The sequence below is a fragment of the Comamonas sp. B21-038 genome, assembly GCF_022387135.1.
GTDB lineage: Bacteria > Pseudomonadota > Gammaproteobacteria > Burkholderiales > Burkholderiaceae_C > Comamonas > Comamonas sediminis.
The window spans coordinates 4,971,388-4,995,852 of the sequence record NZ_CP092462.1 but is presented as its reverse complement, the minus strand read 5'-3'; the positions used below and the strand labels follow the sequence as shown (position 1 = coordinate 4,995,852).

The 24,465-nt window shown below is 63.5% G+C and carries 25 protein-coding genes; 13 read left to right on the top strand and 12 right to left on the bottom strand.

Features of this window, described 5'->3' with window-relative positions:
- Positions 1-94: 94 nt before the first annotated feature.
- Entirely contained in the window at positions 95-1,885 is a 1,791-nt protein-coding gene (locus MJ205_RS22780; protein WP_239810496.1) for an enterochelin esterase domain-containing protein, read from the bottom strand.
- Positions 1,886-2,061: 176 nt separating this feature from the next.
- Between MJ205_RS22780 and MJ205_RS22775 the strand changes: the two genes are divergently transcribed.
- The gene (locus tag MJ205_RS22775) at positions 2,062-2,454 is read left to right on the top strand and encodes a DUF5329 domain-containing protein (RefSeq protein ID WP_239810495.1); all 393 of its coding nucleotides are present in this window, start codon (positions 2,062-2,064) and stop codon (positions 2,452-2,454) included.
- A gap of 40 nt (positions 2,455-2,494) precedes the next feature.
- Here MJ205_RS22775 and trpC read toward each other — a convergent pair whose 3' ends face one another.
- The 8 genes from trpC to gph all read right to left on the bottom strand — a co-directional run bounded on the left by trpC (position 2,495) and on the right by gph (position 8,842).
- Entirely contained in the window at positions 2,495-3,295 is an 801-nt protein-coding gene (gene trpC, locus MJ205_RS22770; protein ID WP_239810494.1) for an indole-3-glycerol phosphate synthase TrpC, read from the bottom strand.
- Positions 3,296-3,321: 26 nt separating this feature from the next.
- Positions 3,322-4,353, bottom strand: a complete 1,032-nt coding sequence (trpD, locus tag MJ205_RS22765) for an anthranilate phosphoribosyltransferase (protein ID WP_239810493.1) — start codon at positions 4,351-4,353, stop codon at positions 3,322-3,324.
- Between the two features lie 23 nt (positions 4,354-4,376).
- Positions 4,377-5,036 (bottom strand): LysE family translocator, encoded by a 660-nt coding sequence (locus MJ205_RS22760; protein ID WP_239810492.1) that lies wholly within the window; start codon positions 5,034-5,036, stop codon positions 4,377-4,379.
- On the bottom strand, positions 5,036-5,608 hold the full coding sequence (locus MJ205_RS22755; protein WP_239810491.1) for an anthranilate synthase component II: 573 nt from the start codon (positions 5,606-5,608) through the stop codon (positions 5,036-5,038). Before MJ205_RS22755 ends, MJ205_RS22760 begins: the two co-directional genes overlap by 1 nt.
- Before the next feature lie 2 nt (positions 5,609-5,610).
- The gene (locus tag MJ205_RS22750; protein WP_239810490.1) at positions 5,611-5,940 is read right to left on the bottom strand and encodes a chorismate mutase; all 330 of its coding nucleotides are present in this window, start codon (positions 5,938-5,940) and stop codon (positions 5,611-5,613) included.
- Positions 5,937-7,436 carry an anthranilate synthase component I gene (gene trpE, locus MJ205_RS22745; protein ID WP_239810489.1) on the bottom strand — a complete coding sequence of 500 codons (1,500 nt, stop codon included), beginning with the start codon at positions 7,434-7,436 and terminating at the stop codon, positions 5,937-5,939. Before trpE ends, MJ205_RS22750 begins: the two co-directional genes overlap by 4 nt.
- 273 nt (positions 7,437-7,709) lie before the next feature.
- Positions 7,710-8,120 carry an adenosylmethionine decarboxylase gene (gene speD / locus MJ205_RS22740; RefSeq protein ID WP_239810488.1) on the bottom strand — a complete coding sequence of 137 codons (411 nt, stop codon included), beginning with the start codon at positions 8,118-8,120 and terminating at the stop codon, positions 7,710-7,712.
- A gap of 11 nt (positions 8,121-8,131) precedes the next feature.
- Positions 8,132-8,842: a phosphoglycolate phosphatase gene (gph, locus tag MJ205_RS22735; RefSeq protein ID WP_239810487.1), complete on the bottom strand. Its 711-nt coding sequence runs from the start codon at positions 8,840-8,842 to the stop codon at positions 8,132-8,134.
- A gap of 137 nt (positions 8,843-8,979) precedes the next feature.
- Between gph and MJ205_RS22730 the strand changes: the two genes are divergently transcribed.
- The 6 genes from MJ205_RS22730 (at position 8,980) to MJ205_RS22705 (ending at position 16,214) form a co-directional block, all read left to right on the top strand.
- Positions 8,980-9,576, top strand: a complete 597-nt coding sequence (locus MJ205_RS22730; RefSeq protein ID WP_239810486.1) for a GspH/FimT family pseudopilin — start codon at positions 8,980-8,982, stop codon at positions 9,574-9,576.
- A 65-nt stretch (positions 9,577-9,641) separates the two neighbouring features.
- Positions 9,642-10,271, top strand: a complete 630-nt coding sequence (pilV, locus tag MJ205_RS22725; RefSeq protein WP_239810485.1) for a type IV pilus modification protein PilV — start codon at positions 9,642-9,644, stop codon at positions 10,269-10,271.
- Position 10,272: 1 nt separating this feature from the next.
- Positions 10,273-11,250 (top strand): PilW family protein, encoded by a 978-nt coding sequence (locus MJ205_RS22720; protein WP_342395172.1) that lies wholly within the window; start codon positions 10,273-10,275, stop codon positions 11,248-11,250.
- A gap of 21 nt (positions 11,251-11,271) precedes the next feature.
- Positions 11,272-12,069: a pilus assembly PilX family protein gene (locus tag MJ205_RS22715; RefSeq protein ID WP_239810484.1), complete on the top strand. Its 798-nt coding sequence runs from the start codon at positions 11,272-11,274 to the stop codon at positions 12,067-12,069.
- A 98-nt stretch (positions 12,070-12,167) separates the two neighbouring features.
- Positions 12,168-15,779, top strand: coding sequence for a pilus assembly protein (locus tag MJ205_RS22710; RefSeq protein WP_239810483.1), 3,612 nt, complete (start codon positions 12,168-12,170; stop codon positions 15,777-15,779).
- Between the two features lie 12 nt (positions 15,780-15,791).
- Positions 15,792-16,214 carry a type IV pilin protein gene (locus MJ205_RS22705; protein ID WP_305852708.1) on the top strand — a complete coding sequence of 141 codons (423 nt, stop codon included), beginning with the start codon at positions 15,792-15,794 and terminating at the stop codon, positions 16,212-16,214.
- 93 nt (positions 16,215-16,307) lie between these two features.
- Here MJ205_RS22705 and rpe read toward each other — a convergent pair whose 3' ends face one another.
- The gene (gene rpe, locus MJ205_RS22700; protein ID WP_239810482.1) at positions 16,308-16,988 is read right to left on the bottom strand and encodes a ribulose-phosphate 3-epimerase; all 681 of its coding nucleotides are present in this window, start codon (positions 16,986-16,988) and stop codon (positions 16,308-16,310) included.
- 50 nt (positions 16,989-17,038) lie between these two features.
- On the opposite strand from rpe, the gene apaG reads away from it, so the two are divergent.
- The 6 genes from apaG (at position 17,039) to MJ205_RS22670 (ending at position 22,032) form a co-directional block, all read left to right on the top strand.
- On the top strand, positions 17,039-17,449 hold the full coding sequence (gene apaG / locus MJ205_RS22695) for a Co2+/Mg2+ efflux protein ApaG (protein ID WP_239810481.1): 411 nt from the start codon (positions 17,039-17,041) through the stop codon (positions 17,447-17,449).
- Positions 17,449-19,542 (top strand): site-specific recombinase, encoded by a 2,094-nt coding sequence (locus tag MJ205_RS22690; RefSeq protein WP_239810480.1) that lies wholly within the window; start codon positions 17,449-17,451, stop codon positions 19,540-19,542. Before apaG ends, MJ205_RS22690 begins: the two co-directional genes overlap by 1 nt.
- A 1-nt stretch (position 19,543) precedes the next feature.
- Complete coding sequence (gene thiL, locus MJ205_RS22685; protein WP_239810479.1) at positions 19,544-20,527, top strand: thiamine-phosphate kinase; 984 nt, start codon at positions 19,544-19,546, stop codon at positions 20,525-20,527.
- A 138-nt stretch (positions 20,528-20,665) separates the two neighbouring features.
- Positions 20,666-21,139 carry a phosphatidylglycerophosphatase A family protein gene (locus MJ205_RS22680; RefSeq protein WP_230778748.1) on the top strand — a complete coding sequence of 158 codons (474 nt, stop codon included), beginning with the start codon at positions 20,666-20,668 and terminating at the stop codon, positions 21,137-21,139.
- A complete protein-coding gene (locus tag MJ205_RS22675) occupies positions 21,136-21,663 on the top strand; it encodes a CinA family protein (protein WP_256460950.1) in 528 nt (175 codons plus the stop codon). The genes MJ205_RS22680 and MJ205_RS22675 overlap by 4 nt, the downstream gene beginning before the upstream one ends.
- 132 nt (positions 21,664-21,795) lie before the next feature.
- Positions 21,796-22,032 carry a glycine zipper domain-containing protein gene (locus MJ205_RS22670; RefSeq protein ID WP_027010612.1) on the top strand — a complete coding sequence of 79 codons (237 nt, stop codon included), beginning with the start codon at positions 21,796-21,798 and terminating at the stop codon, positions 22,030-22,032.
- 42 nt (positions 22,033-22,074) lie between these two features.
- On the opposite strand, the gene MJ205_RS22665 is transcribed toward MJ205_RS22670, so the two are convergent.
- Positions 22,075-23,160 carry a TFIIB-type zinc ribbon-containing protein gene (locus tag MJ205_RS22665; RefSeq protein ID WP_342395187.1) on the bottom strand — a complete coding sequence of 362 codons (1,086 nt, stop codon included), beginning with the start codon at positions 23,158-23,160 and terminating at the stop codon, positions 22,075-22,077.
- Between the two features lie 164 nt (positions 23,161-23,324).
- Entirely contained in the window at positions 23,325-24,422 is a 1,098-nt protein-coding gene (locus MJ205_RS22660; RefSeq protein WP_230778516.1) for an SPFH and helix-turn-helix domain-containing protein, read from the bottom strand.
- Between the last annotated feature and the right edge of the window lie 43 nt (positions 24,423-24,465).

Below are 24,465 nucleotides of genomic sequence, written 5' to 3'. Positions count from 1 at the left end.
TGGCGCGGGCTCCATGCTAGACAGACACCGGGGGGCGTGGCATTACCGACGCATTACCATTTGGTTAGGTGGACCGAGAGGTTGGCGACTTGCCTCACTGCCCGCTGCCAGCGCCACAGGCAGACTGCACCCGGGTCGCATTGGCAGGTTGCAGCAGCGCCACCAGCCCACAGGCGAGGGCGCCCTGCCAGTGCACATAGTCATGCCCCGTGCTGTGCTCCCGCTGGGTCACCGGGTAGCCTTGGGTCCGCAGCACTTCGCCCAGTTCACGGCTGGTCTCCAGAATGCCTGCCTGCCCGCCGCGTGCGCTTTCATAGCGGCCCGCATCCAGGTAGAAGCGAACGTTCTGGCGGGGCGCTGTCGCCCACCAGCGCGCCATCGCATTGGGCGCTTCGGCCTCCGGCGCCCACCAGTAGGAACCGGACAGGCTCAGCACATTGCCAAAGCGTTCCGGATGGCGCAGCGCCATATAGCTCGATGCCAGGCCGCCATAGCTGGAGCCGGCAATCACTGTGCGTGCGGCGGGCACATCCAGCCCCTGCGTGGCCAGCCAGGGCATCAGCTGCAGCCCCATGAAATCGGCAAATGCCGGGTTGGGCGGCAGCTCGGTATTGCGCAGCTCGCTGCTGGCATTGGCCACCAGCACCACGGCCGTGGCCGGGATCAAGCCCTGCGCCTGCAGCCGCTCCACGATCTGCGGCGTGGGCACCTGGCGCAGATAGGCATGGGCATCGAACAGCACCAGCAAGGCGCGCTGGTCCTGCGGGGTCTGGGCCCAGCCCGCAGGGCGGTAGATCCAGACATCGCGGCCATGGCCCAGGGCCGCCGAATGCAGCCAGTGGCGCTGCAGATCGCCCGGCAACGGCCCGTTGGCCGGCTGCGACCAGGGCTGCGCGGGCGCATCGGGCAGCTGCAGCACCGAGCGGCCCTGGTAATTGTCCACCGCTGCAGCGCCATCTTCCGACGCGGCCCAGCTGCGCGGGTTCAACGGATCGCGCTGCAAGGTCGCCAGAATGCTGCGGCGCTGCTCGGTCGCCGTGCCGTCGATGCCGGGGACATCGGGCGCCATGCCGTAGCTCAGGCGCGCATCGCTGGGCATCACAAAGCTGCTCCACCACACATCCGAGCGGCCCAGGCGCTGCAGCGATTCATGGTTGCCCGAGGGGCTGCCAAACAGGCGCACGCTGTGCTGCGCGCCGCGCCACAGAAAAGTCACCAGCCTCTCCTGGCCGCTCCAGGGCTCCACCAACGGCGTTCCGCGCTGGGCCATCTCCTGCCAGAAAGCATCAGTGGTGCCGCCACGTTCCAGATCGTGCGCCAAGGCCTGCAGGCGCGGGCTTTGCAGCGGCTTGTTGGGCAAGGCCACCGGTGGGTCGGCACGCGGGGCCCAGGCGCGTTGGATCTCTAGGCGGTAGTAGCCTGCGGCCGCCTGCACAGGCAGCTGGCCGGCCTCTGCACTGCTGCTGGCATAGGCCACCGCCGGCTGCGCATTCCAGTGCAACAGCAACTGCTCGCCCGCCTGGGCCTGCCAGGTGATGCCCTCGCCCACGCCATCACTGCGCAGCAGGCGGCGCAGATGCCGGCCTGCCGCATCTTGCAGATCCAGCTGCACACCACGGCCATCGACCTCCGCGCGCACCACGCTGCCGGCGGGCACCTGCAGCGCGTCGAGCTGCCAGCGCTGCTCTGCGCCAGGGGCCAACTGGCCTTGCACCGTCTGCCCGATGCGCAGCAGCTGCGCAGGCGCTGGGCGCTCGGGTGCGCTGGCGCAGCCGCCCAGCACGATCAGCGCCAGCGCTGCGCTGGCAGCGAGCCCGCGCAGACGCGATGGTGGCAGTACAAAGGCGCTGGGCGCTTGGGGAGCATGGCGATCATGGATACTCATGGACAAACAACGGCAAACAGGCCGGCGGCCCTTGCTGGGCATGGGGCCGCTGGCCGGGGAAGAAGGGAAAGATGCGAAGAAAAAACCCACTCCTAAAAGTTAGAAATGGGAATTATTCGCAATTGATACTAGCACAGCGCCTGCGCTGCCAGATCCACCAACTTGCTTGACGAGCCATGTCCCACCGACGATACCCCTGGACCCCGGCCCTCGCCGCGGCCTGTTTGCTGTGCAGCCTGGCCGCCGGCGCGCAGACCGCCAGCAGCGAAACCAGCACCACCGAGCGCGAGATTCAATCGCTGTTCAAGGCCTTGCAGCAGTCGGGCTGTGAATTTTCCCGCAATGGCCAGTGGTACAGCGCCAGCGAGGCCAGCGCGCATTTGCAGCGCAAGTACAGCTACCTGCAAAAAAGAGATTTGGCGCCCACGGCCGAGGCCTTTATTGCGCGCGCGGCCAGCCAAAGCAGCATGTCGGGCAAGCCCTATCTGGTGCGTTGCCCAGGCCAGCCGGAAGTGCGCAGCCAGCAATGGTTTGAGGCCCAGCTGGCCCAGGCACGCACGGCGCAGTAGCGGCATTGCGCCGCTACTCGTTTTTTCTTAGCTGCTTTGCTTAAGCGAACAGCTTGGCCAGTGCTTCGCCCGGTTCATCGGCGCGCATAAAGGCCTCGCCCACCAGGAAGGCGTGGATGCCGGCATCGCGCAAGGTCTTGACATCGTCCGGGCTGGCAATGCCCGACTCGGTCACCAGCAGGCGGTCGGCAGGCACCTGCTTTTGCAGATCCAAGGTGGTCTGGATGCTGACTTCAAACGTGCGCAGATCGCGGTTGTTGATGCCGATCAGCGGCGTCTTGAGCTTGAGCGCACGCGCCAGCTCGGCGCCGTCATGCACCTCGACCAGCACGGCCATGTCCAGGCTGCGTGCAATCTGCTCCATTTCGGCCATCTGGGCGTCGTCCAGGCAGGCGGCGATCAGCAGCACGCAGTCGGCACCCATCGCGCGGGATTCATAGATCTGGTAGGGATCGACCATGAAATCCTTGCGCAGCACCGGCAGCAAGGTGCTGGCGCGGGCCTGCTTCAGAAAATCCGGCTCGCCCTGGAAGAACTGGCGGTCGGTCAGCACCGACAGGCAGGCGGCGCTGGTCTTGCCGTCGCCCACCATGTAGCTCTGGGCAATGTCGGCCGGGTCAAAATCGGCACGGATCACGCCCTTGCTGGGGCTGGCCTTTTTCACCTCGGCGATCACCGCGGCCTGGCCTTGGGCGATCTTGGCGCGCAGCGCGCCGACAAAGTCACGGGTCAGCACACGGCTTTCGGCGTCGCGGCGCATCACCTCAAAGGGGCTGCGCTTTTTGGCCTCGGCCACTTCGATGCGCTTGGCCTCACAGATTTTTTTCAGAATATCGGACATGTGTTTTCCTTGGTTGGGAGGCCGGCTCAGGCGGCAAGCCGGCGCGTCAGGGCCACGAGGTCCTGCAGCTTTTGCAAGGCCGCGCCGCTGTCGATCGCAGCGCGGGCGCGCTGCAGGCCGTCTTCGATCGAACTGGCCACATTGGCCGCATAGAGCGCAGCACCGGCATTGAGGCAGACGATATCGCGCGCGGGGCCTTGCTCGCCTTGCAGGATGCCCATCAGCATCGCCTTGGACTGTTCGGCATTGTCGACGCGGAACGCGCGCGTGCCCACCATTTGGATACCGAAGTCTTCCGGATGGATCTGGTACTCGCGCACCACGCCGTCCTTGAGCTCGCCCACCAGGGTGCTGGCACCCAGGCTGATCTCGTCGAGGCCATCACGGCCATAGACGACGATCGCATGCTCGGCGCCCAGGCGCTGCAGTGCGCGCACCTGGATGCCGACCAGGTCTTCGTGGAAGACGCCCATCAGGATATTGGGCGCGCTGGCCGGGTTGGTCAGGGGCCCGAGGATATTGAAGATGGTGCGCACGCCCAGTTCCTTGCGGACCGGGGCCACGTTCTTCATCGCCGGGTGGTGGTTGGGCGCAAACATGAAGCCGATGCCCACCTCGGCAATGCTCTGGGCGATCTGCTCGGGGCTCAGCTGGATGTTGACACCCAGTGCTTCCATCGCATCGGCACTGCCCGATTTGCTGGAGACGCTGCGCCCGCCATGCTTGCTGACCTTGCCACCGGCAGCGGCAATGACAAACACCGAGCAGGTCGAGATGTTGAAGGTGTTGGCACCATCGCCACCGGTGCCGACGATGTCGACCAAATGCTGGCGATCGGCCACATGGACCTTGTTGGAGAACTCGCGCATCACCTGGGCGGCAGCGCTGATCTCGCCAATGGTTTCCTTCTTGACGCGCAGGCCGGTCAGGATGGCGGCGGTCATCACCGGGGAGAGCTCGCCCTGCATGATCATGCGCATCAGGTGCAGCATCTCGTCGTGGAAGATTTCGCGGTGCTCGATGGTGCGCTGCAGCGCTTCTTGGGGAGTAATCGACATGGAGTTTCTCGCTGTATCAGGGGTCAGGCGCCGGGCTTGTCGGTCAGCGCCAGCTTGAGGCCAAAGCCAATGAACATGGCGCCGGCCGCGCGGTCGAGCCAATGCAGGCGCTGGCGCAACCCGCCCGCGCGCCGGGCCATTCCGGCACCCATCCCCACCCAGAGCATATTGACGGGGATGGCGTTCAGGTTGAAGAGCAGGCCCAGCGCGGCAAAGGCCAGGCTCTTGTGGGCATAGTCGGCAGCGATGAACTGCGGAATAAAGGCCAGAAAGAAGATCGCAACCTTGGGGTTCAGCACGTTGGTCCAGAAGCCGCCCCAGAAGATGCGCGCCAGAGGCGTGCCCGGCTCTGCCAGAGCCGTTGCGTTACCGGCAGGCGACAGCGGCTTGCTGTTGTTTTTGCTACGCAGCATCTGCAGGCCCATCCACAGCAGGTAGGCCGCGCCCAGCCACTTGAGTACGCCAAAGGCGGTGGCCGAGGCGGCCAGCAATGCGCCAACACCCAGCGCAGCAGCCGTCACATGCACCATGCAGCCAGCGGTGATACCGGCGCTGGCCACCAAGCCGGCACGCCAGCCCTGGCGCGCTGCATGGCTGAGCATGTAGAACACGTCCGGGCCCGGGGTGAGGTTGAGCAGCCAGCCAGCTGCGATGAACATCAGCAACTGGTGCGGCTCGGCCATCAGCGCTGCTCCAGAAAGTTCTTCAGCATCGCATGGCCATGTTCGGTGAGGATGCTCTCGGGATGGAACTGCACGCCCTGGATCGGCAGGCTGTTGTGGCGCACGCCCTGGATTTCGCCATCTTCACTGGTCGCCGTCACTTCCAGGCAATCGGGGCAGCTGCTGCGCTCGATCACCAGCGAGTGGTAGCGGTTGACGGTGAATTGCGCCGGCAGACCGGCAAACACGCCTTCTTGCGTGGTCGTGATCACGCTGGTCTTGCCATGCATTTGCTGCACGGCACGCACCACCTTGCCGCCAAAGGCCGCGCCAATGGCCTGGTGGCCCAGGCATACGCCCAAAATAGGCAGCTTGCCGGCAAAGTGCTGGATTGCCGCGATGGAGATACCGGCTTCGGCCGGCGAGCAGGGACCGGGCGAGATGACCAGCCAATCGGGCTGGTGGGCAGCGATGGCCTCGAGCGAGGTTTCGTCATTGCGCACCACCACGACCTCGACCCCCAACTCACCGAAGTACTGCACGATGTTGTAGGTGAAGCTGTCGTAGTTATCGACCATCAACAGTTTTTTCATCGTCACTCCCGGGGTTTGCCGCCCGCTTGCAAGCGGGCCAGTTCGCGGTGTTCGTAGGCGATGTAGGCTTCCATCATCGCGCGGTAGATGGCCTCGATCACATCGGGTTGGCCGCCTTCGAGCGCCGCGCGTTCGCGTACGCGGCTGACGATGGTCTCGATGCGCTCTTCATCACGCACCAGCGCGGGGTTGTTCTTGACCTTGGCAGCCTGGGTCATGTAGCCGCCGCGCTCCACCAGCAGGGGCACCAGGATGTCGTCGAGCGCATTCACATTGCGGCGCACGTCGGCCATGGTGTTGCAGTCTTCTACTTTGTCGATAGCGCGGGTCATTCCAGTCCTTCCTCAACGAGTTCGGCCGCGCGCAGCAGTGCGCGGGCCTTGTGTTCGGTCTCTTTCCATTCCAGCTCGGGCACCGAGTCGGCGACCACGCCAGCCGCCGCCTGCACATAGAGCATGCCGTCCTTGATGACGCCGGTGCGGATCGCAATGGCCAGGTCCATGTCGCCGGCAAAGCTCAGGTAGCCGCAGGCCCCACCATAGATACCGCGCTTGACCGGCTCGAGCTGGTCGATGACTTCCATCGCATGCACCTTGGGCGCACCCGACAGGGTGCCGGCCGGAAACGTGGCCTTGAGCACGTCCATGCTGGTCATACCGTCCTTCAAAATGCCCTCGACATTGCTGACGATGTGCATCACATGGCTGTAGCGCTCCACCGCGAAGGCCTCGGTCACCTTGACGGAGCCGGTCTTGGCAATGCGGCCGATGTCGTTGCGCGCCAGGTCGATCAGCATCACGTGCTCGGCGCGCTCCTTGGGGTCGTTCACCAGCTCCTGCTCGGTGGCCTTGTCCTTTTCCGGCGTTGCAGCGCGCGGCCGCGTGCCGGCCAGCGGGCGGATGGTGATCTTCTGCCCTTCCTCGACCTGCTCCTGGCGCACCAGAATCTCGGGGCTGGCCCCTACCACCTGGAAATCCCCAAAGTGGTAGTAGTACATATAGGGGCTGGGGTTGAGCGAGCGCAGCGCGCGGTACAGCGACAGCGGGTTCTCGGTGTAGCGCTTCTGGATGCGCTGGCCCACCTGCACCTGCATGAAGTCGCCGGCGGCAATCATCTCCTTGGCCTCCAGTACAGCCTGGAGGTAATCGGCCTTGGCAAAGCTGCGCTCGGACGGGTAGCTGTCACCGGCCTTGATTTGCGGCACGCTGACCGAGTAGCGCAGCTGCTCCTTGAGCTGGCGCACGCGCTTCTTGGCCTTGGAATAGGCCTCGGCCTCGGCCGGGTTGGCGTAGACAATCAGGTAGAGCTTGCCCGAGAGGTTGTCGATGACAGCGACCTCTTCGCACTGCAGCAGCAGGATGTCGGGCGTGCCCAGGGTGTCGGGCGGGCAGCTGTTCTCGAGCTTCTTCTCGATGTAGCGCACCGCGTCATACCCGAAATACCCCGCCAGACCGCCGCAAAAGCGCGGCAGACCGGGCGACAGCGCGACCTTGAAGCGCTTTTGGTAGTCGGCAATGAAATCCAGCGGATTGCCCGCATGGGTCTCGACCACCTGGCCATCGGTCACCACCTCGGTGCGGGCATCGGCGCCAAAGCCACTGGCGCGCAGCAGGCTGCGGGCAGGCAGGCCGATAAAGCTGTAACGGCCAAAACGCTCGCCTCCGACCACGGATTCGAGCAGAAAGCTGTGCTTGCCATCGTCATGCGTGTGGCAGAGCTTGAGGTACAGGGAGAGAGGGGTTTCCAGATCCGCAAACGCTTCTGCGACCAGAGGAATGCGGTTGTAGCCTTGGTTGGCCAGACTTTTGAATTCGAGTTCGGTGATCACGAAGAACCATCCCCAGCTTGAGCAGCGCACGCTGGATGTGTGCGTATCGTGCGCTGCAGTTCATCTTTGGTGGGCTGGCCTTGCAACCAGCCCTCGGGCGCACGCTGGGGCGTGTTACCCAGCGGCAATCAAACAGGCATAGATACAGGCTTACGCCAGGGCCAAGCTCCCCGGTCGGAACGACCTGTAATGACTGCGTGATGGATGAACATGGCGCCTAGTGTAGCAAACGAAACCACAAACGACGGTGTAAAAACCAGAAAACCGGGGATTTCAGCGCGGCAAGCCCGCCGCCGTCCCCTGCCCGGTCTGCAGACTGCCCCGCTGCAGCCGCTGGTGCTGGCAGCGCCTGGGCTGCAAAGCGCCCACCAAGGTATCGACGACCTGCTGCGCCTTGGCCGAGTTGTCGCCCGAGAAGTTGCAGACGTAGACATCGAGCGTGACATGGCCCAGCTCCGGCCAGGTGTGGATCGCCACATGCGACTCGGCCAGCAAAACCACGCCGGTCACACCACCGGGCTGGCCGTTGTGGCCGGGAAACGGCACCCAGCTGTCATGCATGCGCGTCAGCCCCGCATCGGCCACCGCCTGGTTGCACAGCGCAGCGAGCGCCTGCGCATCGACCAGCCAGGCCGCTGGGCACTGGCAGTCATACAGGTCGGCGGTCAGGTGCAGTCCGTCCACAGAAAGCGGCCTCAGGCCTGCAGCTCGCTGAGCGCATCGACATAGCCGGCCGCTGCCACCTGGCGAATCGGCTGGCCGTGGTTGTAGCCATAGCTGACCAGCACCACCGGGCAGCCGGCGTTGTGCGCTGCCTCGGCATCGTTGCTGCTGTCGCCCACCATCAAGGTCTGGGCCGGCTTGCTGCCCAGCGCCTCGCAGGTCTTGAGCAGCGGCAGCGGATCGGGCTTCTTGCGCTCGAACGAGTCACCGCCAAACACATGGTCAAAATAGCCGCGCAGCCCCTTGGCGCGCAGCAGCGGCTCGGCAAACGACAGCGGCTTGTTGGTCAGGCACGCCATCTTCAGCCCCTTGGAGCGCCATTGCGCCAGCCCCTTCTCCACCCCGTCATACACGCGGGAGAAACGGCCATTGATCGCCAGGTAGTGGTGCTGGTAGCGCTCCCAGGCCTGGGCATAACGGTTGTCGATCTCGGTGGCCGGCACTGGCTGGCCGCTCGCTTGGTGCACCTGGGCCAGCACATGGGTCAGCACCGCGCGCAGCAGATGCTCCGACCCCTTGCCCACCATCGGCTCGATGGTCTGCACATCGATCACCGGCAGCTGCAGATCCGCCAGCATGCGGTTGAGCGCCTCGGCAAAATCCCCCATGGTGTCGACCATGGTGCCGTCCAGGTCGACGATGACGGCTTCGCAGCGCTGCAGGGTTTTGTTTACATCAGTCATGACACATTCTTTCGGGCCCAGCCGGCGATTGTGCCGCAGATCCCGATCAGCTGATGCCGCATTGAATGCGGTCCGCCGCTTGTCGCACGCGGATAGCCACTTGTCGTCCAGCACCCCTTATTTGCAAAGTATTACTTATGATTCATTTCATGAATTATGGGCATTCGTCACTGCAGCGGCGGGCATCTGGCTTTACCGCGATAGAGCTTTTGGTGGTCATTGCCATCGTGGCGGTTCTCGCGTCGCTGGCAGCACCCAGCTTCAAGGGCTTGATGGAGCGCTGGCGGGTACGCAGCGCTGTGGAAGATCTGCAATCCACGCTCTATTTCGCACGCTCTGAAGCCATTCGGCGTGCAGGGGATGTCGTCATCGTCAAAAAGGCCAATGGCAATGACTGCACGACTGCGAGCGCTGATGCGCAATGGGGCTGCGGCTGGCTGGTATTTCCGGATGTCAATCGCGACGGCTCACAAAGCGGTGATGCCGAAACGACGCTCCGGCAGACCAATGCATCTCCCCGCACGGAGATTGAAGTGAGTGCTGCGGGCACCACGATGACCGGCAAGATCCGTGTGGATCGGTGGGGGAGTTTCAGCAATAACGGCGCATCTGCGCTCACTTTTCGCGCTTGGCCGCAAGGTTCGAGCAGCAGCAATTCCGCAGCCCAGACCCTATGCATCCAGGCCGGCGGCTTGATCAGGCGGTTGAACTCCGGGACTGCAAGCTGCTCCTGACCCCGCTTTTCCAACCTCGCTCAGCGCATGCAGCGCTTGCGAGCTCAGACACAGAAAGAAGTCCTATGCGCCGGTTGACGAGAATCTCTGCCGCACCCCGCCGCCAGCGCGGCATCAGCTTGCTGGAATCGCTGATTGCCCTCGTGGTTGCCGCGCTGGGCATTCTGGGCATCGTGGGCGTGCAGTTGCGCACCCTCAGCGACACGCAGACCAGCGTGCGCCGAGAGCAGGCCATCCGGCTCATTGAGGACCTGAGTGAGCGTATGAAGGTCAATCCCAATGCGATGGCCAACATGAGCAGCTATATCAGCGATTGGGACGATACACCTACCCCCAGCAAAATATGCAGCAACGTTGTTTGCACGGGTGCGGAGCTTGCCGTCTACGATGTATCGCAATGGAAAGCTTTCGTCAGCAGAGCATTGCCGCTGGGGGATGCGAACCTCTTCACGTCTGCAGGCGAAGACGTCGCCGCCAACCGCCGTCAGTTAGGCGTGATGATCCGCTGGCGCGAAAACGAGAGAAAAGGCGCCGACAGTGACTACCGTTCGGCCATCAACGCCGCTGCCGACAGTGGAGCTACTGTGACCTGCGCAGAAGGCTATACCTGCCATCTGCAGTACATCCCCGTCAGCGCCCGCTGCGCGCCCTATAAGGGCACCAGCACAGCTCGTTATTTCTGCCCAGGTACCTGATATGCCTCACAAAACACCTCATGGTTTGCAGATGACGCCCGCAGCCAGCGCCTCTTTCATCGCAACGCGCAGCAAACAAAGCGGCCTCACGCTGGTGGAGCTGATGGTAGGCGTGGCCATTGGGCTGATGGTCGTGGCGGTAGCGGGAGGCGCGCTGATGGTGTCTCGTGGCACTTCGGGCACGGTCAGCGACGCCAGTGCGCTGCAGCAGCAGGCTGGCTATGCCTTTCGCGTGATCGGTCAGCAGCTGCGGCAATCGGGCTCGCTGTATCTCAACCTCAATGCCTCCAAAAATACCAGCACGGACATTGACCGGTATGCGTTGCCAGTGGCTTTCGAGGCCAAGGCCACTTCTTCCACTCCAGGAAGGGCTTTTTCCCCGGCGACCGACACCATCAGCGGTACAAACACCACGCTCAACCTGGGGTACCGGCGTTACAAGGAGCCGGTCTACCCCGTCAACGACACGTCCCCCGCTACGCAGTCGCTGTCACGCGATTGCCAAGGCGGTCCGCAAGACTCGGACACCGCCGACAACAACAGCTTCATGCGCATTTCCAGCGCGTTTGCACTCAACGGCAACAACCTGGTCTGCACCGGCACCACCGGTACGACCCAACCAGTGATTGGCAATGTGGCCAACTTCCGTGTTCGGTATTTGCGAATGACCGATACCGCCAGCGGCGCTCCCAAGATCCAGTATGTCAATGCTGCCGCCGTAGGCACCAACTGGGGGCAGGTCACCGGGGTGGAAGTCTGTCTTGTTCTGTATGGCAACGAACCCATGAACCTGCCCTCGGGCAACGGCAGCGCCACCTATACCGACTGTGATGGAACCACCTCGGTGGACTACACCAGCGCCTCCTCCACTGACATGAGCGGCAGCGCCATTGGAGCGGCCCGTGCCCAACGCATGCACATGGTGTTTCGCAGTGTCTACCAATTGCGCAGCCAGGGGCTGATTGGCAATGTGCTGTAACCCGAACCAAGAGCCCTAAACATGCAAGGCAGATTCTTCATTCGCGACCAACGCCCACCGCTCCGCCAGCAACGCGGCGTGGCCCTGTTCGTCGTCATCATCTTTGTCATGCTGTCGATGCTGCTGGCCCTGTGGTCGGCGCGCACCTCCCTGTTTGGAGAAATGATGGTCAGCAATGATGCGGATTACCAGCGCGCCTTCGAGGCCGGACAAGCGCTGCTGCAGGACGCGGAGCTGGACATCCGCAATGAAAATGCCGACGGCTCCGTGTGCAGTGGTACGGGTGATGTCTGCCGCCAAAGCACCGCAGACCAGATTCCATTGGAGGCGCCGTCGGTGGGCAAGCTGCTGGCCACGCTGGACAGCCAAGCCTACAAATGCCGCAATGGCCTGTGCACCAAACGCCAAGGCAACCAGGATTTTTGGAACAACACGGATGCAAGCCGTGGCGTCACCCTGGCACAGATGACCAGCACCCCCACGGGCGGCGCACCCATTGGTGCGCGCTATGGCCAATACACCGGCGCCAAGCTGGGCAATGCCAGCAACCCGGCCAATCCCATCCTCGCAGACCGCAGTGCTGCCAACCGCGGTGGCTGGTACTGGATCGAGGTGCTGCCTTATGACGAGAGCAGCAAGAACTCGAATTTGATCGTCGCCGAAGACAGTGCCGGCAACAGCATGGTGGCCAATAACTTTTTGGCGCTCAATATGATCCCGAATGTCGTCTATCGCATCACCAGCCTGGCTTATGGGCGAAAGCCCAATACGCAGGTGGTCCTGCAGCAGACCTATGCACGCCAGCGGCTCAAGGACTGAGCTCACCACTCTGGATCTTCAACGCTTTGACAGCAGGACGCTGGCCTGATGGCCATGCTGGCTGAAACCAACTATTCGCACTACCGACAGGAGGCGCTGTGGCTTACAACAACACCCCCCAATTCCGCAAACATCTGCTGGCCTTGGCCGCATGCGCTGCACTGGCACCACACAGCAGCTGGGCCCTGGAGCTGGCCAGCGGGCCGCCTGGCACCAAGGAGCCTTATGTGGCTCCCAATATCATCATCTCTATCGATGATTCGGGCAGTATGCAGTACCGGCTGGATCGGGAAAACCAAACGGGAGCCAGCAATACGCAGGTGCCCAATGCCGATGGCTCCTGGCCCGTGTCTGCACGGCGTATCAATGTGCTGAAGTACGCACTCATCGGTAACGGCGGCAGCGGTGGCGTGCTGCGCGATACGTCCCTGCTGCCTGACGGCAAGGTGCGCATGTCCTGGCAGGCCATGTGGAACAACGGCAATGCATCTGGCGCCGACAGTGTCGACAGCACCACGATGAAGACCAATTCGATGCGCGTGCTGAACACCAGCCACCGCGACAACCTGATCAGCTTTATCAATGGACTGAGCGCCGTGAACGGCACGCCATCGCACAAGATGTTCTCGCAGGCCGATGGCTACATGCGGCGACCTCTATCGACCAACAGCCCCTGGGCATCGGTGCCTGGCACGACGGGATCGCCTTACCTGGCCTGCCGCCGCAGCTACCACATCATCATGACGGACGGACGCTGGAACAGTACCGCCACCAAACCTGCCCAAACGGACAACACGACCAACCTGACCTTGCCGGACGGCACGGTCTACGGCGGCACCACAGCAGCCGACCGCGCCAAGAGTGCTTTGTACCGTGATGCATTTGACTATACGCTGGCGGACTGGGCCTTCTACAGCTGGGCAGTGCCACCGCATACCACGGGCTGGACGGGCACCATGCAGCCCACTTCCGACTACCGCAAAGCGCCCGCCACCGAGACGTTCACCAATGGCAGCACCACCGCCACCTTGGACCGTTATTGGAACCCCCGCTACAACCCTGCCACCTGGCCGCACATGGTGACCTACACCATTGGCTTCAGTGCGCTGTCCTACACCTGGAAGCAGACCTACAACGAGGCCAAGTACAACATCAGCGCTTCGTCCAGCATGGTGCCTTTTGGCTATGACGGCAGCTTCCCCGACCTGGTCAATGGCACCAAGACCTGGCCCGATATGAATAGCGGCGGGGAAGAAGTCCGCGCACTGGATCTGTGGCACTCGGCCATCAACGGCCGGGGCCGCTTCTACGCGGTGCAAAAAGGTGAAGACCTGGAGAAGGCCTTCCGCGAAATCTTTGGCCAGATCAACACGCAGACCGATGCCGATCTGACCTCGTCTGTCAGCAGCGGCTCAAACGCGGCGCGCTACGACGTGGCCACCTTCACAGCAGGCTACCAGCCCGATTCCAGCTGGAAGGGCTATGTGGCGGCCCGAACGGTGAGCAAGAGCGGCACCAGCACACCAGCCTGGGAAAACAAAACGACCGCCGACCTGCTCGATGCGTTGACCGGCGTGACGAACCGCTTGATTCTGGGGTGGAGTGACCAGTGGGTCACCAAGACCAGCACGACATCGGGTGACAAGGGCGGTGTCCAGTTCAAGTGGGCCAGCGACCAGACCTACCTGAGCACCGCACAGAAAGCCAAGATCGGGCTGGCCAGTGCCACGCCCATCGCCACCAGCGGTGAGAGCATTGTGAACTTCATCCGAGGTGATCGCACCTTGGAAGGCTCGGACACCACCGGCTACACCACCGCCAAGCCATTCCGCGAGCGCAAGAGCCGCCAGGGCGATATCATCAACTCCGGCGTCTGGTACACCGGCGCCCCCTCAGGCACCTATGCGCTGCAAGGCTACAGCAGCTTTGTGCAAGCGCAGAAAGACCGCGTCCCCATGGTGTATGTCGGCGGCAATGATGGCATGCTGCATGGCTTCTCCGCGACCGATGGCTCGGAGAAGCTGGCGTACATCCCCAATGGCGCTTTAACATCGCTCAAGAACCTGGCGAGCTCGGGCTATACCCACCAGTACTTTGTCGATGGCTCACCGATGACGGGTGATGTGGAGCTCGGAGGCGTCAGGGAAACCACGCCCGGCAACCAGGCTTACATTGCAGACTGGCGCACCCTGCTGGTGGGCACGATGGGGGCCGGCGGCAAAGGCTACTTTGTGCTGGATGTGACCAATCCCGCAGCCGGCAGCACCTCCAGCGCTCCCAGCTTTACGGCAGCCAATGCCAACACCCTGGTACGCCTGGACCGTACCCGCGGCGTGGCTGACCCTCTGGATTGCACCGCGCTGACCGGAGCGCAACGCACTGCCTGCATTGCCACCGCAGAGGAGGACCGCGACATTGGCCACATCACCGCCAAGCCAGTGATGGATGAAACGGACTTCCTGCGCACCACACAAATCACCCGCATGAACAACGGCCGCTGGGCAGCGGTAATGGGCAATGGCTACAACAGCACCAACCAGCGCCCGGTGCTGCTGATCCAGTACCTGGACAAGGGCCAGGAGCTGGTTCGCATTCCAGTGACAACCGCCACCGCCGGCACCGGCAATGCCAATGACAACGGCCTGTCAGCGCCGCGCTTGATCGACCTGAACGGCGATGGACGCATCGACATCGCCTATGCGGGCGACAACCTTGGCAATATCTGGAAATTCGACCTGACCAGCGATGTTGCCAGCGAATGGAACGTGGCCTTCAGCGGCTCTCCGCTGTTCACCGCGCGTGGTCCCTCGGCCCTCAGTTCCTCCGCCCGCACCAATGTCCAGCCGATCACGGTGGCACCCACGGCGCGCGCCAATGACCGGGTCAAGGAGGTGACCCAGTCCGATGGCACAAAGAAAACCGTACCTGTGGGCGGCATGATGGTCGCCTTTGGCACCGGCCGCAATGTCAGCCGCAATGACCCCAGCGATGTGCTGGTACAAAGCATCTATTCGGTGCTGGACAACACGCGCTACCGGGTAAGAAAAACGGAAGGATCCAGCCAATGGCTGGAAGTGCATCCCGGCAAGCCCTGCACGTCCTCTGCGCCTGCGGAATGTCTGGCAGTGCCGGCACCCGCTGCCTTGGGTACGGGCGTGACCACTGCAGGGCTGGCCAAACGGTCAATCGCCGAGCTCAACATCGCCGGAGGCGTGGGCGGCCGCGTGGACGAAGTGGACACGCTCGACAAGACCACCTGGGGCACCACCTACAACGGCTGGTACATGGACCTTCCGGCAGTGGGCGAGCGCGCGCTGAAGAACCTGGAGCTCTATGACAACACCAATATCCTGCTTGCCTATACCCAGGTCCCTGCGAAGGGACAGGATGTCGATGTCAACCGGGAGAGCTGTGACTCCACGTCGGTCGATAGTGAGCGCCAGTACCGTACGATGGTCAACATCATGGATGGCAAAAAGCCCAGCATCCAGCTGATCAACCTGGGCAGCAATACCTCGTTCAGTGCCTCGGACAACGGCAATGCGTCCCGTGCGCAGGTGGACAAGGGCTCGCACTCGCAGGTCGCCGCATCGGAGACGCAGATGCTCGATATCAGTACCTGTACCGGTGACCGCTGCATCAACAATATGGAGGCACTGCTGCGCATGCCTGAACAAACCTTGCGCCCCACCTGGCGCCAGCTGCAGTAAGAAGGAACAGCAATGAATCCAAGAACCGTGACGAAGCAACGCGGCTTCACACTGATCGAGTTGATGATCGTGGTCGCCGTGGTGGGCATCCTGACGGCGATCGCGCTGCCCAGCTATAACGAGTACATCCGGCGTGGTCACCGCGCCGACGCGCGTGCCACGCTGCTGCAGGCGGCGCAGTGGATGGAGCGTGCGGCAACTGCCAACGGTACCTACCCAACGAGTTTGCCTACCAGCATGAGCACCATGCCTTCGGGACGCTATGCAATCAGCCTGAACTCCAATGGCTCAACCTTCACATTGACGGCGACCGCTCAAAACGCGCAAGCGAACGACAAGTGCGGCAACTACACGTTGACCAACACCGGTCTGCAGGGCGCCAACGGTAAAACCGAAGGAGCATCGGGTTACGACAGCAGCTGCTGGAGCAAATAAACGCGCGCGAGACTTCGGCGAGCTCCGCAACAAAAAAGGCTCCGGCAACCCATTGCCGGAGCCTTTTTATCGCCCATCCTCAGGGCAAAACCATCACCCCAGTGCCACCCGCATCTTGTCGATCACTGCCTTGTAGTCGGGCTTGCCAAAAATCGCGCTGCCGGCCACAAAGGTGTCGGCCCCTGCATCCGCCACGCGGCGGATATTGGTTTCCTTGATGCCGCCGTCGACTTCCAGGCGGATGTCCTTGCCGCTGGCGTCGATACGCTTGCGGGTGGCTTCGATCTTGCGCAGGGTCGAGTCGATGAAGCTCTGGCCGCCAAAACCGGGGTTGACGCTCATCAGCAGAATCAGGTCGATGTCCTCGATCACCCAGTCCAGCACGTCCAGCGGCATCGCGGGATTGAAGACCAGACCGGCCTTGCAGCCCTGTGACTTGATCGCCTGGATGCTGCGGTGCACGTGGGCCGAAGCATCGGGGTGGAAGCTGATATAGTCGGCGCCTGCCTGCGCAAAGGCGGCGGCCAGCTCGTCCACCGGCTGCACCATCAGGTGCACGTCGATCGGCGCCGGCGTGCCGTCAGCCCGGATCGCGTGGGGCTTCAAGGCGGCGCAGACCATGGGGCCGAAGGTCAGATTGGGGACATAGTGGTTGTCCATGACGTCAAAATGTATCCAGTCCGCGCCAGCGGCCAGTACGTTGCGCACTTCATCGCCCAGGCGGGCAAAGTCTGCAGACAGGATCGAGGGGGCAATTCGGTAGGTGGAGCTCATCCCTCTATTGTCGCAGTTAGTATTTCTACCTGACTTCAATCCAGTTTCACATGCCAAAGTTCCAGTTTGAGGTGTCCGTGACACCGCAGTACCTGCCTGAGCAGTCCATGCCCGAGGCCGGCGTGTTTCACTTTATCTATAGCATCATCATCAGAAACAGTGGTGATGTGCCTGCGCAGCTGATTGCACGGCACTGGATCATCAAGGATGCGACTGGACTGGTCCAGGAGGTCAAGGGCCTGGGCGTGGTGGGCCACCAGCCGCTGCTCGCACCCGGCGAATCCTTTGAATACCAAAGCCAGTGCCGCCTGGCCACACCCCAGGGCAGCATGGAAGGCAGCTATCTGTGCATCAGCGACGAGGCACACACTTTTGACTGCCCGATCCCGCGCTTCACGCTCGATGCCACCCAGTACCCCGCCCAAGATGACGACCTGGCGCAAGGACGAGTGCTGCACTGATGTTTCGCAAGAAAAAGCAAGACCCGCTGCCACAGCTGCTGGCGGGTCTCAACCCCGATGCGCCACTGGCCGAGCGCAACCTCTGGATCATCGAGATCTTCGCCTGGATCCGCGGCCAGCAGAACTCGGTCGATGCAGCCCTTGCCCGCGTCAGCCAGCTGCTGGACGCGATCGATGGCAATGCCGCACTGCGAGAGAAAGTACAGCGCTGGTGGGCCGTGCAGCTGCAGACCATCGACCTGACCGCGCTGCTGGCCGACTTTGGTTTTGCACCCCGCACCGCGTTCTTCAATGAGATGGCCGAGCGCCTGCGCTGGAAACTGCTGCCCTCCACGCCGGAGACGATTGATGCAACCGTGCTGTTTTCGATGGCACTGCACACGCCTTTCGATGCGCAGTGGCTCAAGGCCATGGACAAGCCCTTGCTGGAGCGCATCGCCCAGCTGCTGTCGCCCGGCTTTGTGTCGCTGGAGGTGATGGTCGTCCCCACCCAGATCGCCCAAAGCGATGTGGATGCCGGCAGCATTGCCGGCCTGGAGCATTACGGCAACCGGCTCTCGCCGTGGCAGCACCTGGTGCTCAATGCGATCACCTATTGCGCCGGCCAGATTCTGGCGGCCGGCTTTGCGCCGGAGCTGCGCCTGCGCATGAGCGGCAGTGCCAAGAACACGCAGCCCTTCTACAGCCTCATCAGCGGTGTGGAAGAGCTGCGCCGCGCGATGCTGCACCCCAGCCCCAAGGCGGCGGAGGTGCTCGAAGCCGAAGAAACCGTGCGCCGCAGCCTCGATGAGTGCCGCGCAGCCGTCGCCTCGATCTACGAGCATTTTGAGGACAATGGCGTGTCCGTGGGCGTCGTGTTCCGGCTGCGCCAGCTGCGCATGCGCATTCTGCGCGTGCGCGAGCTGCTCGACTGCCTGCTGTCGGCCAACCCCAAGGTCATCACCGCCAAGCTGCTGGCCCACCTGGTGGCCGTCGGCCTGGAGCGGCAGAGCATCCGCGCGCTGATCTCGTCCAACTCGTCCTTGCTGGCCTCCAAGGTGGCCGAGCGCAGCGCCGAGACCGGTGAGCATTACATCACCCGCGACAAGCGCGAATACGCGCAGATGGCGCGCAAGGCGGCCGGAGGCGGCCTGGTGATGGCTTTCACCACCTTGATCAAGTTCTCGTTGCACGCGATTGCCATTTCCGCGTTCTGGGCGGGATTCCTGGCAGGCATCAATTACGCGATCAGCTTTGTGCTGATCCAGCTGCTGCACTTCACCGTCGCCACCAAGCAGCCCGCGATGACCGCGCCGGCGATGGCCGCCAAGCTCAAGGAATCGGGCGATACCGAGGCAGGCATTGCGTCGTTTGTCGACGAGGTCAGCTACCTGGTGCGCTCCCAGGTGGCCGCCGTGCTGGGCAATGTGTTCACCGTCTTCCCCATGGTGCTGCTGCTGACTTGGGGCTGGGCCCGCGCCACCGGCGCGCCCTTTATCGACCAGCATGAGGCCGAGCAGACCTTGAAGTCGCTCAGCCTCTGGGGGCCTTCGGTGTTCTATGCGGCCTTCACCGGGGTGCTGCTGTTCTCCTCCAGCATCATCGCCGGCTGGACCGAGAACTGGTTCGTGCTGCACCACATGGACTCGGCCATCCGCTACAACCCGCGCATCACGCGCTTTCTGGGCAAGGCGCGGGCCGCGCGCTGGGCGGCTTTCATGCGTCGCAATATCTCCGGCTTTGCCTCGAACATTTCGCTGGGGTTCATGCTGGGCCTGATCCCCGTGGTGGCCCAGTTCTTTGGCCTGCCGCTCGATATCCGCCATGTGACCCTGGCCGCCGGCCAGATCGCCGCAGCCGCCACCAGCATGGGCCTGGGCGTGCTGCATTTCCACGGCTTCTGGCTCTGCGTGGCGGCGCTGCCGCTGCTGGGCGGCTTCAACATCCTGGTCAGCTTCTACCTCGCATTCCGCCTGGCCTTGCGCGCGCAAAACGTCAGCAATGTCGAGCGCTCACACATCTACAAGGCGCTGATCAAGCGGGTGCTGACGCGGCCGCTGAGCTTTTTGCTGCCGCTGCGCCTGAGCCGCCACACCCCACCAGGAGAGCACTGACATGGCCCAGGGCGAGTTCGCGCTGATTGCGCAGTATTTCCAACGCCCGGTGCGGCGGGCCGTGCTTGGCGTCGGCGACGACTGCGCGCTGCTCGCGCCGCAGCCGGGCATGCAGCTGGCCATCTCCAGCGACATGCTGGTGCAGGGCCGCCACTTCTTTGCCGATGTGGACCCGCGCACGCTGGGCCACAAGGCGCTGGCCGTCAACCTCAGCGACCTGGCCGCCAGTGGCGCGCAGCCGCTGGCTTTTACGTTGGCGTTGGCCCTGCCCGCTGTCGATGCGCCCTGGCTGCAAGGCTTCTCGGAAGGCATGTTCGCCCTGGCCGATGCCCATGGCTGCGAGCTGGTCGGCGGCGACACCACCCAGGGCCCGCTGAACATCTGCATCACCGTGTTTGGCGAGGTGCCGGCCGGCCAGGCGCTGCTGCGCAGCGGCGCCCAGCCCGGCGATGACATCTACGTCAGCGGCCACCTGGGCGATGCCCGCCTGGCGCTCGAAGCCTTGCTGGGCCACGTGCAACTGCCGCCCGCCGCCTTGGCCGCTGCCCGCCAGCGGCTGGAGAGCCCCAGCCCGCGCGTCGGCCTGGGCATCGCGCTGCGCGGTATCGCCAGCAGCGCGCTGGACCTGAGCGATGGCCTGGTCGGCGACCTGGGCCATATCCTGCAAGCCAGTGGTGTGGGTGCGCAGCTGCAGGCAGACCGGGTCCTGGCGCGCATGGCGGCGATTGCGGGCGTGCAGGGCTCCGCCCTCAAGCTCCCCCCCGATCTTCAACTGCAGTGCTGCCTGGCAGGCGGCGATGACTACGAGCTGTGCTTTACCGCCGCCGCAGACCGGCGCAGCGCCGTACAGCAGGCCAGCCTGGCAGCGAACACACCGGTGCAGCGCATCGGCCGCATCACCGCTGAACCAGGCCTGCGCGTGCACGATGCGCAGGGCCAGGCCATGGCGCAGCGCTGGGCCTCGTTTGACCACTTCGCACCCTGAGCCAGCCAGGTCGGCCGCCACTGCACAGCAGCGGCCTGCAGGCTTATGATGGCGGGCATGAGCGATACGCCCTTTTCCCCTTCCGCGCCCGGCGCCGCCGACCGCAATGCGGCACCGCGACGCGCCCACTGGGCTTTCATGCTGCGCAACCCGCTGCACTGGATGGCGCTGGGCTTTGGCTCCGGCCTGAGCCCCATTGCACCGGGCACGGTGGGCACCCTCTGGGCCTGGGTCGCCTACCTGGTGCTGCAGCTGTGGCTGACACCAGCGGCCATTGGCTGGGTGATTGCGGCCTCCCTGGTGCTGGGCTGGTGGGCCTGCACGGCCACCGCACGCAACCTGGGCGTGGCTGATCCGGGCGCCATCGTCTGGGACGAGATCATCGCCTTCTGGCTCATTCTGTGGCTGGTCATGCCCACAGGCTTTTGGGGCCAGTTGACGGCCTTTGTGCTGTTCCGTTTCTTCGATGCCGTCAAACCCCAGCCGGTGCGCTGGGCGGACCGCTGCTTCAAAGGCTTTGGCTGGGGCGGCGGATGGGGCATCATCTGGGACGATCTGGTCGCCGCCTTCTGCACCTTGCTTGTCATCGCGATAGGGAGACATCTGCTATGAACGCCACCGCCGCCTTGCTGACCAGGGATGGGCTGCCCATCCCCGAAGCCGTCACCCAGCTGGCCCAGCACCTGGTCCAACGGCGCTGGATGATGGCCACTGCCGAAAGCTGCACCGGCGGCCTGATTGCCGGTGCCTGCACCGAGCGGCCCGGCTCCAGCCAATGGCTGGATTGCGGCTTTGTCACCTACTCCAACCGTGCCAAATCGGCGATGCTGGATGTGCCCGCTGCGCTGATTGCCGCCCACGGCGCGGTCAGCGAACCGGTAGCCCGCGCCATGGCCCAGGGCGCGATTGCCCAGTCACAAGCGCAAGTCAGTGTGGCCGTTACCGGCGTGGCAGGCCCCGATGGCGGCAGCGCCAGCAAACCCGTGGGCACCGTCTGGTTTGGCTGGCAGGTCGCTGGCCAGCTGCACAGCGAAGTGCAGCGTTTTGACGGCGACCGCCACGCCATCCGCCAGGCCACCGTGCAGCATGCGCTGCGCCGCCTGCTGGAGCTGGTGCAGGCCGCGCCGGCGCAGTAAGCGCCGTCCGACACCCAAACTTTGACTTCGCCGATGGGGTGGACGGCCGCTCTGCGCGACACTGCAAGCACAGCAATCCGGTTTGCAGCACTCTTCTGACTGACAGCCGATGCGAACAAGAGGAGAACTCAGATGAAACGACTTGCCATCACCACTGCTTCCATCGTTCTGGCGCTGAGCGGCCTGACCGCCTGCTCCAGCAACCCCACCAATGCCCAGATCGGTACCGGCGTCGGCGCCGTAGCCGGTGGTGTATTGGGTGATGCCGTGTTCGGCTCTACGTTGGGCACCATTGGCGGTGCAGCAGCCGGTGCCTATTTTGGTAACCAGGTGGGCGACAACATGGACGGCAACCGCCGCCGCCGTTAAGCGCTGAAGACCAGGGGTTGCAACCCCCTGCATCCGGCCGTCTTAACGGCTGGCTGCCATCAGCAGCACCAGTACCAACAGCACCGCCAGCGCGGCGAACAGAATTTTTACCCAGCTATAGGGTTGCTCACCGGCCAACTGGCCGGTGTAGCCGTTGGCCAGAATCTGGTAGCTCTTGCTGCCATAGGTATAGCCCACCAGCCACACGGGCACCAGCACATGCTTGAAGCTGCGCCCCTGGTACTGGCGCTGCACCTGCAGATTGCGGTAGGTGTCACCCGGTACCTGGCGCGCGCACAGTGCCTGCACCTGCTGGTCCATATCCCCCTCGTTGATCGTCGCAGCCCGGTTCAGATCGACCTGGTAGCGCTCCACCGTCCAGCCGCGCACAAACTCGGGCGAATAGGGTTTCAGGTCGGTCCGGGTCGGAAAAGGCTCGACCTTCTGCAGCAGCCCCTGGTGCACCCCGACCGTGCCTGCCACCAGCTCATCGTCAAAGAAATGCTGCAGGCTGCCCGATGCCGGCTCCCAGCGCACATGGCGTACCTGGCGCGTGCTGATGTTGCCATTGGCATCGCGGTACTGCTCGGTCGTGTAGTAGTAAAAACCGGCATCGGCCCGCCACTGGGCCTGCACATGGGCATCAAAGGTCCAGTACGGCAGGTAGATGCCTTTGAGCGTATCGGTCAGCGCCGCGTTCTTGAACTTGTTGGGCGCAAACCAGCGGCTGCCATACCACTTGCGGATCAGGTCGCGCACCTGCCCGTCGCTGATCTTGAACGGCAGCAGGCTCTGCGGCGTGATCGCATCATTGCGCTCTTCATGCGCCTGGATGGCCGGTGAGCCGCAAAAATCGCAGCGTGATGCCACCCGCCCATCGACAAACACCGAAATCGCCCGGCAGTTCTGGCACTGGTACTCGCGCCGCGCCTCGCCCCAGCCGCGCCCGCTGGCGGGATGGGCCAGTGCTGCAGCCAGGTCCTGCTCGACGATCTCGCCATCCAGCTGCTTTTGCTGGTCGTCCGTCCAGGGCACCACCGTGCCGCAGTACGGGCATTTGAGCGACTGGGCCTTGGCATTCCATTCCAGATTACCGCCGCATTCGGGGCAGACATGCTTGGCCACCATCGAGGTCGGCGGTGGCGCAAAGGGATCAGGGGCGGGCGTCGGTGAATTCACGGTCCAACTCAGCGTTGGCGCACAGCAGGTCTGCGCCACGGGTTCTCAAAATGGGGACACACATACGCGCATGCACCGGCCAAGGCGGCGGGGCATGCGCGAGCAGCGCAGATTTATCCGCGCAGGAATTCGTTCAGCGATTCCTGCGAGATGCGCCAGGCGCTGCCGATCTTGCGGCCCTTGAGCGCGCCCGATTCCAGCTCGGCCACGACGTCCTGCACCGTCACGCCCAGCGCCTGCGCGGCCTGCTCGGGGGTCAGCACCTGCACGCCTCCTGCAGCCGGGGCCGCCGGCGCGGCTTGCGCCGCCTGTGCTGCCGCTGGCGAGAACGGGTCGGCTGCAGCTGCACCCGACGGCTGCTGCATGCCCTTCATCATCTCCTGCGCCATGCCAAAGCCCATCGCCATCGTCGCCGGGATCGTGGCCGCTGCCGCACCTTCGCCGCCATTGGCCATCGCCTGGCCCATCTGGTACTTCACATAGTCGTTGAGGTTGCCGATCGCGCTCATCGACGAGCGCTTGTCGATCGCTTGCTCCACCTCCGGCGGCACCGAGACGTTTTCCAGCAGGAAGCTGGTGATCTCCAGGCCGTACTTTTCAGTCACGGCCGGGTTGATCAGCTGCAGCAGCGCATCGCCCATCTCGGTGTAGCGCTGGGCCACATCGAGCACGGGCACCTGGGCCTTGGCCAGCGCTTCGCTGAAGATGCTGACAATGCGCGAGCGCATCGTGTCGGCAAACTCGTCGAGGCGGAAGTTCTGGTCCGTGCCCGCCACTTCCTTGAGGAACTTGGCCGGCTGCACGATGCGGAAGTCATAGGTGCCGAAGGCGCGCAGGCGCACGACGCCAAAGTCCTTGTCACGCATCATCACCGGGTTGGAGGTGCCCCACTTGTTGCCGGTAAACAGGCGCGTGTTGATGTAGTACACATCACACTTGAACGGCGAGTTGAAGCCGTATTTCCAGCCGCGCAGGGTCGACAGAATCGGGATGTTCTGCGTCGTCAGCTGGTGGCGGCCGGGGCCGAACAGGTCGGCGAACTGGCCTTCCGAGACAAACTGCACCTGCTGCGATTCGCGCACGATCAGCTGGGCGCCGTTCTTGATTTCCTTGTCCTCATCGGGCCAGCGGTACGACAAGGTATCGCGCGAGTCATCGGTCCACTCGATGATCTCGATCAGTTGCTTGGTGATGATGTTCATGAGGTTCATCGGTGATCCTTGGCCAAAAGAGATGAAAACCAGGCCATTCTAG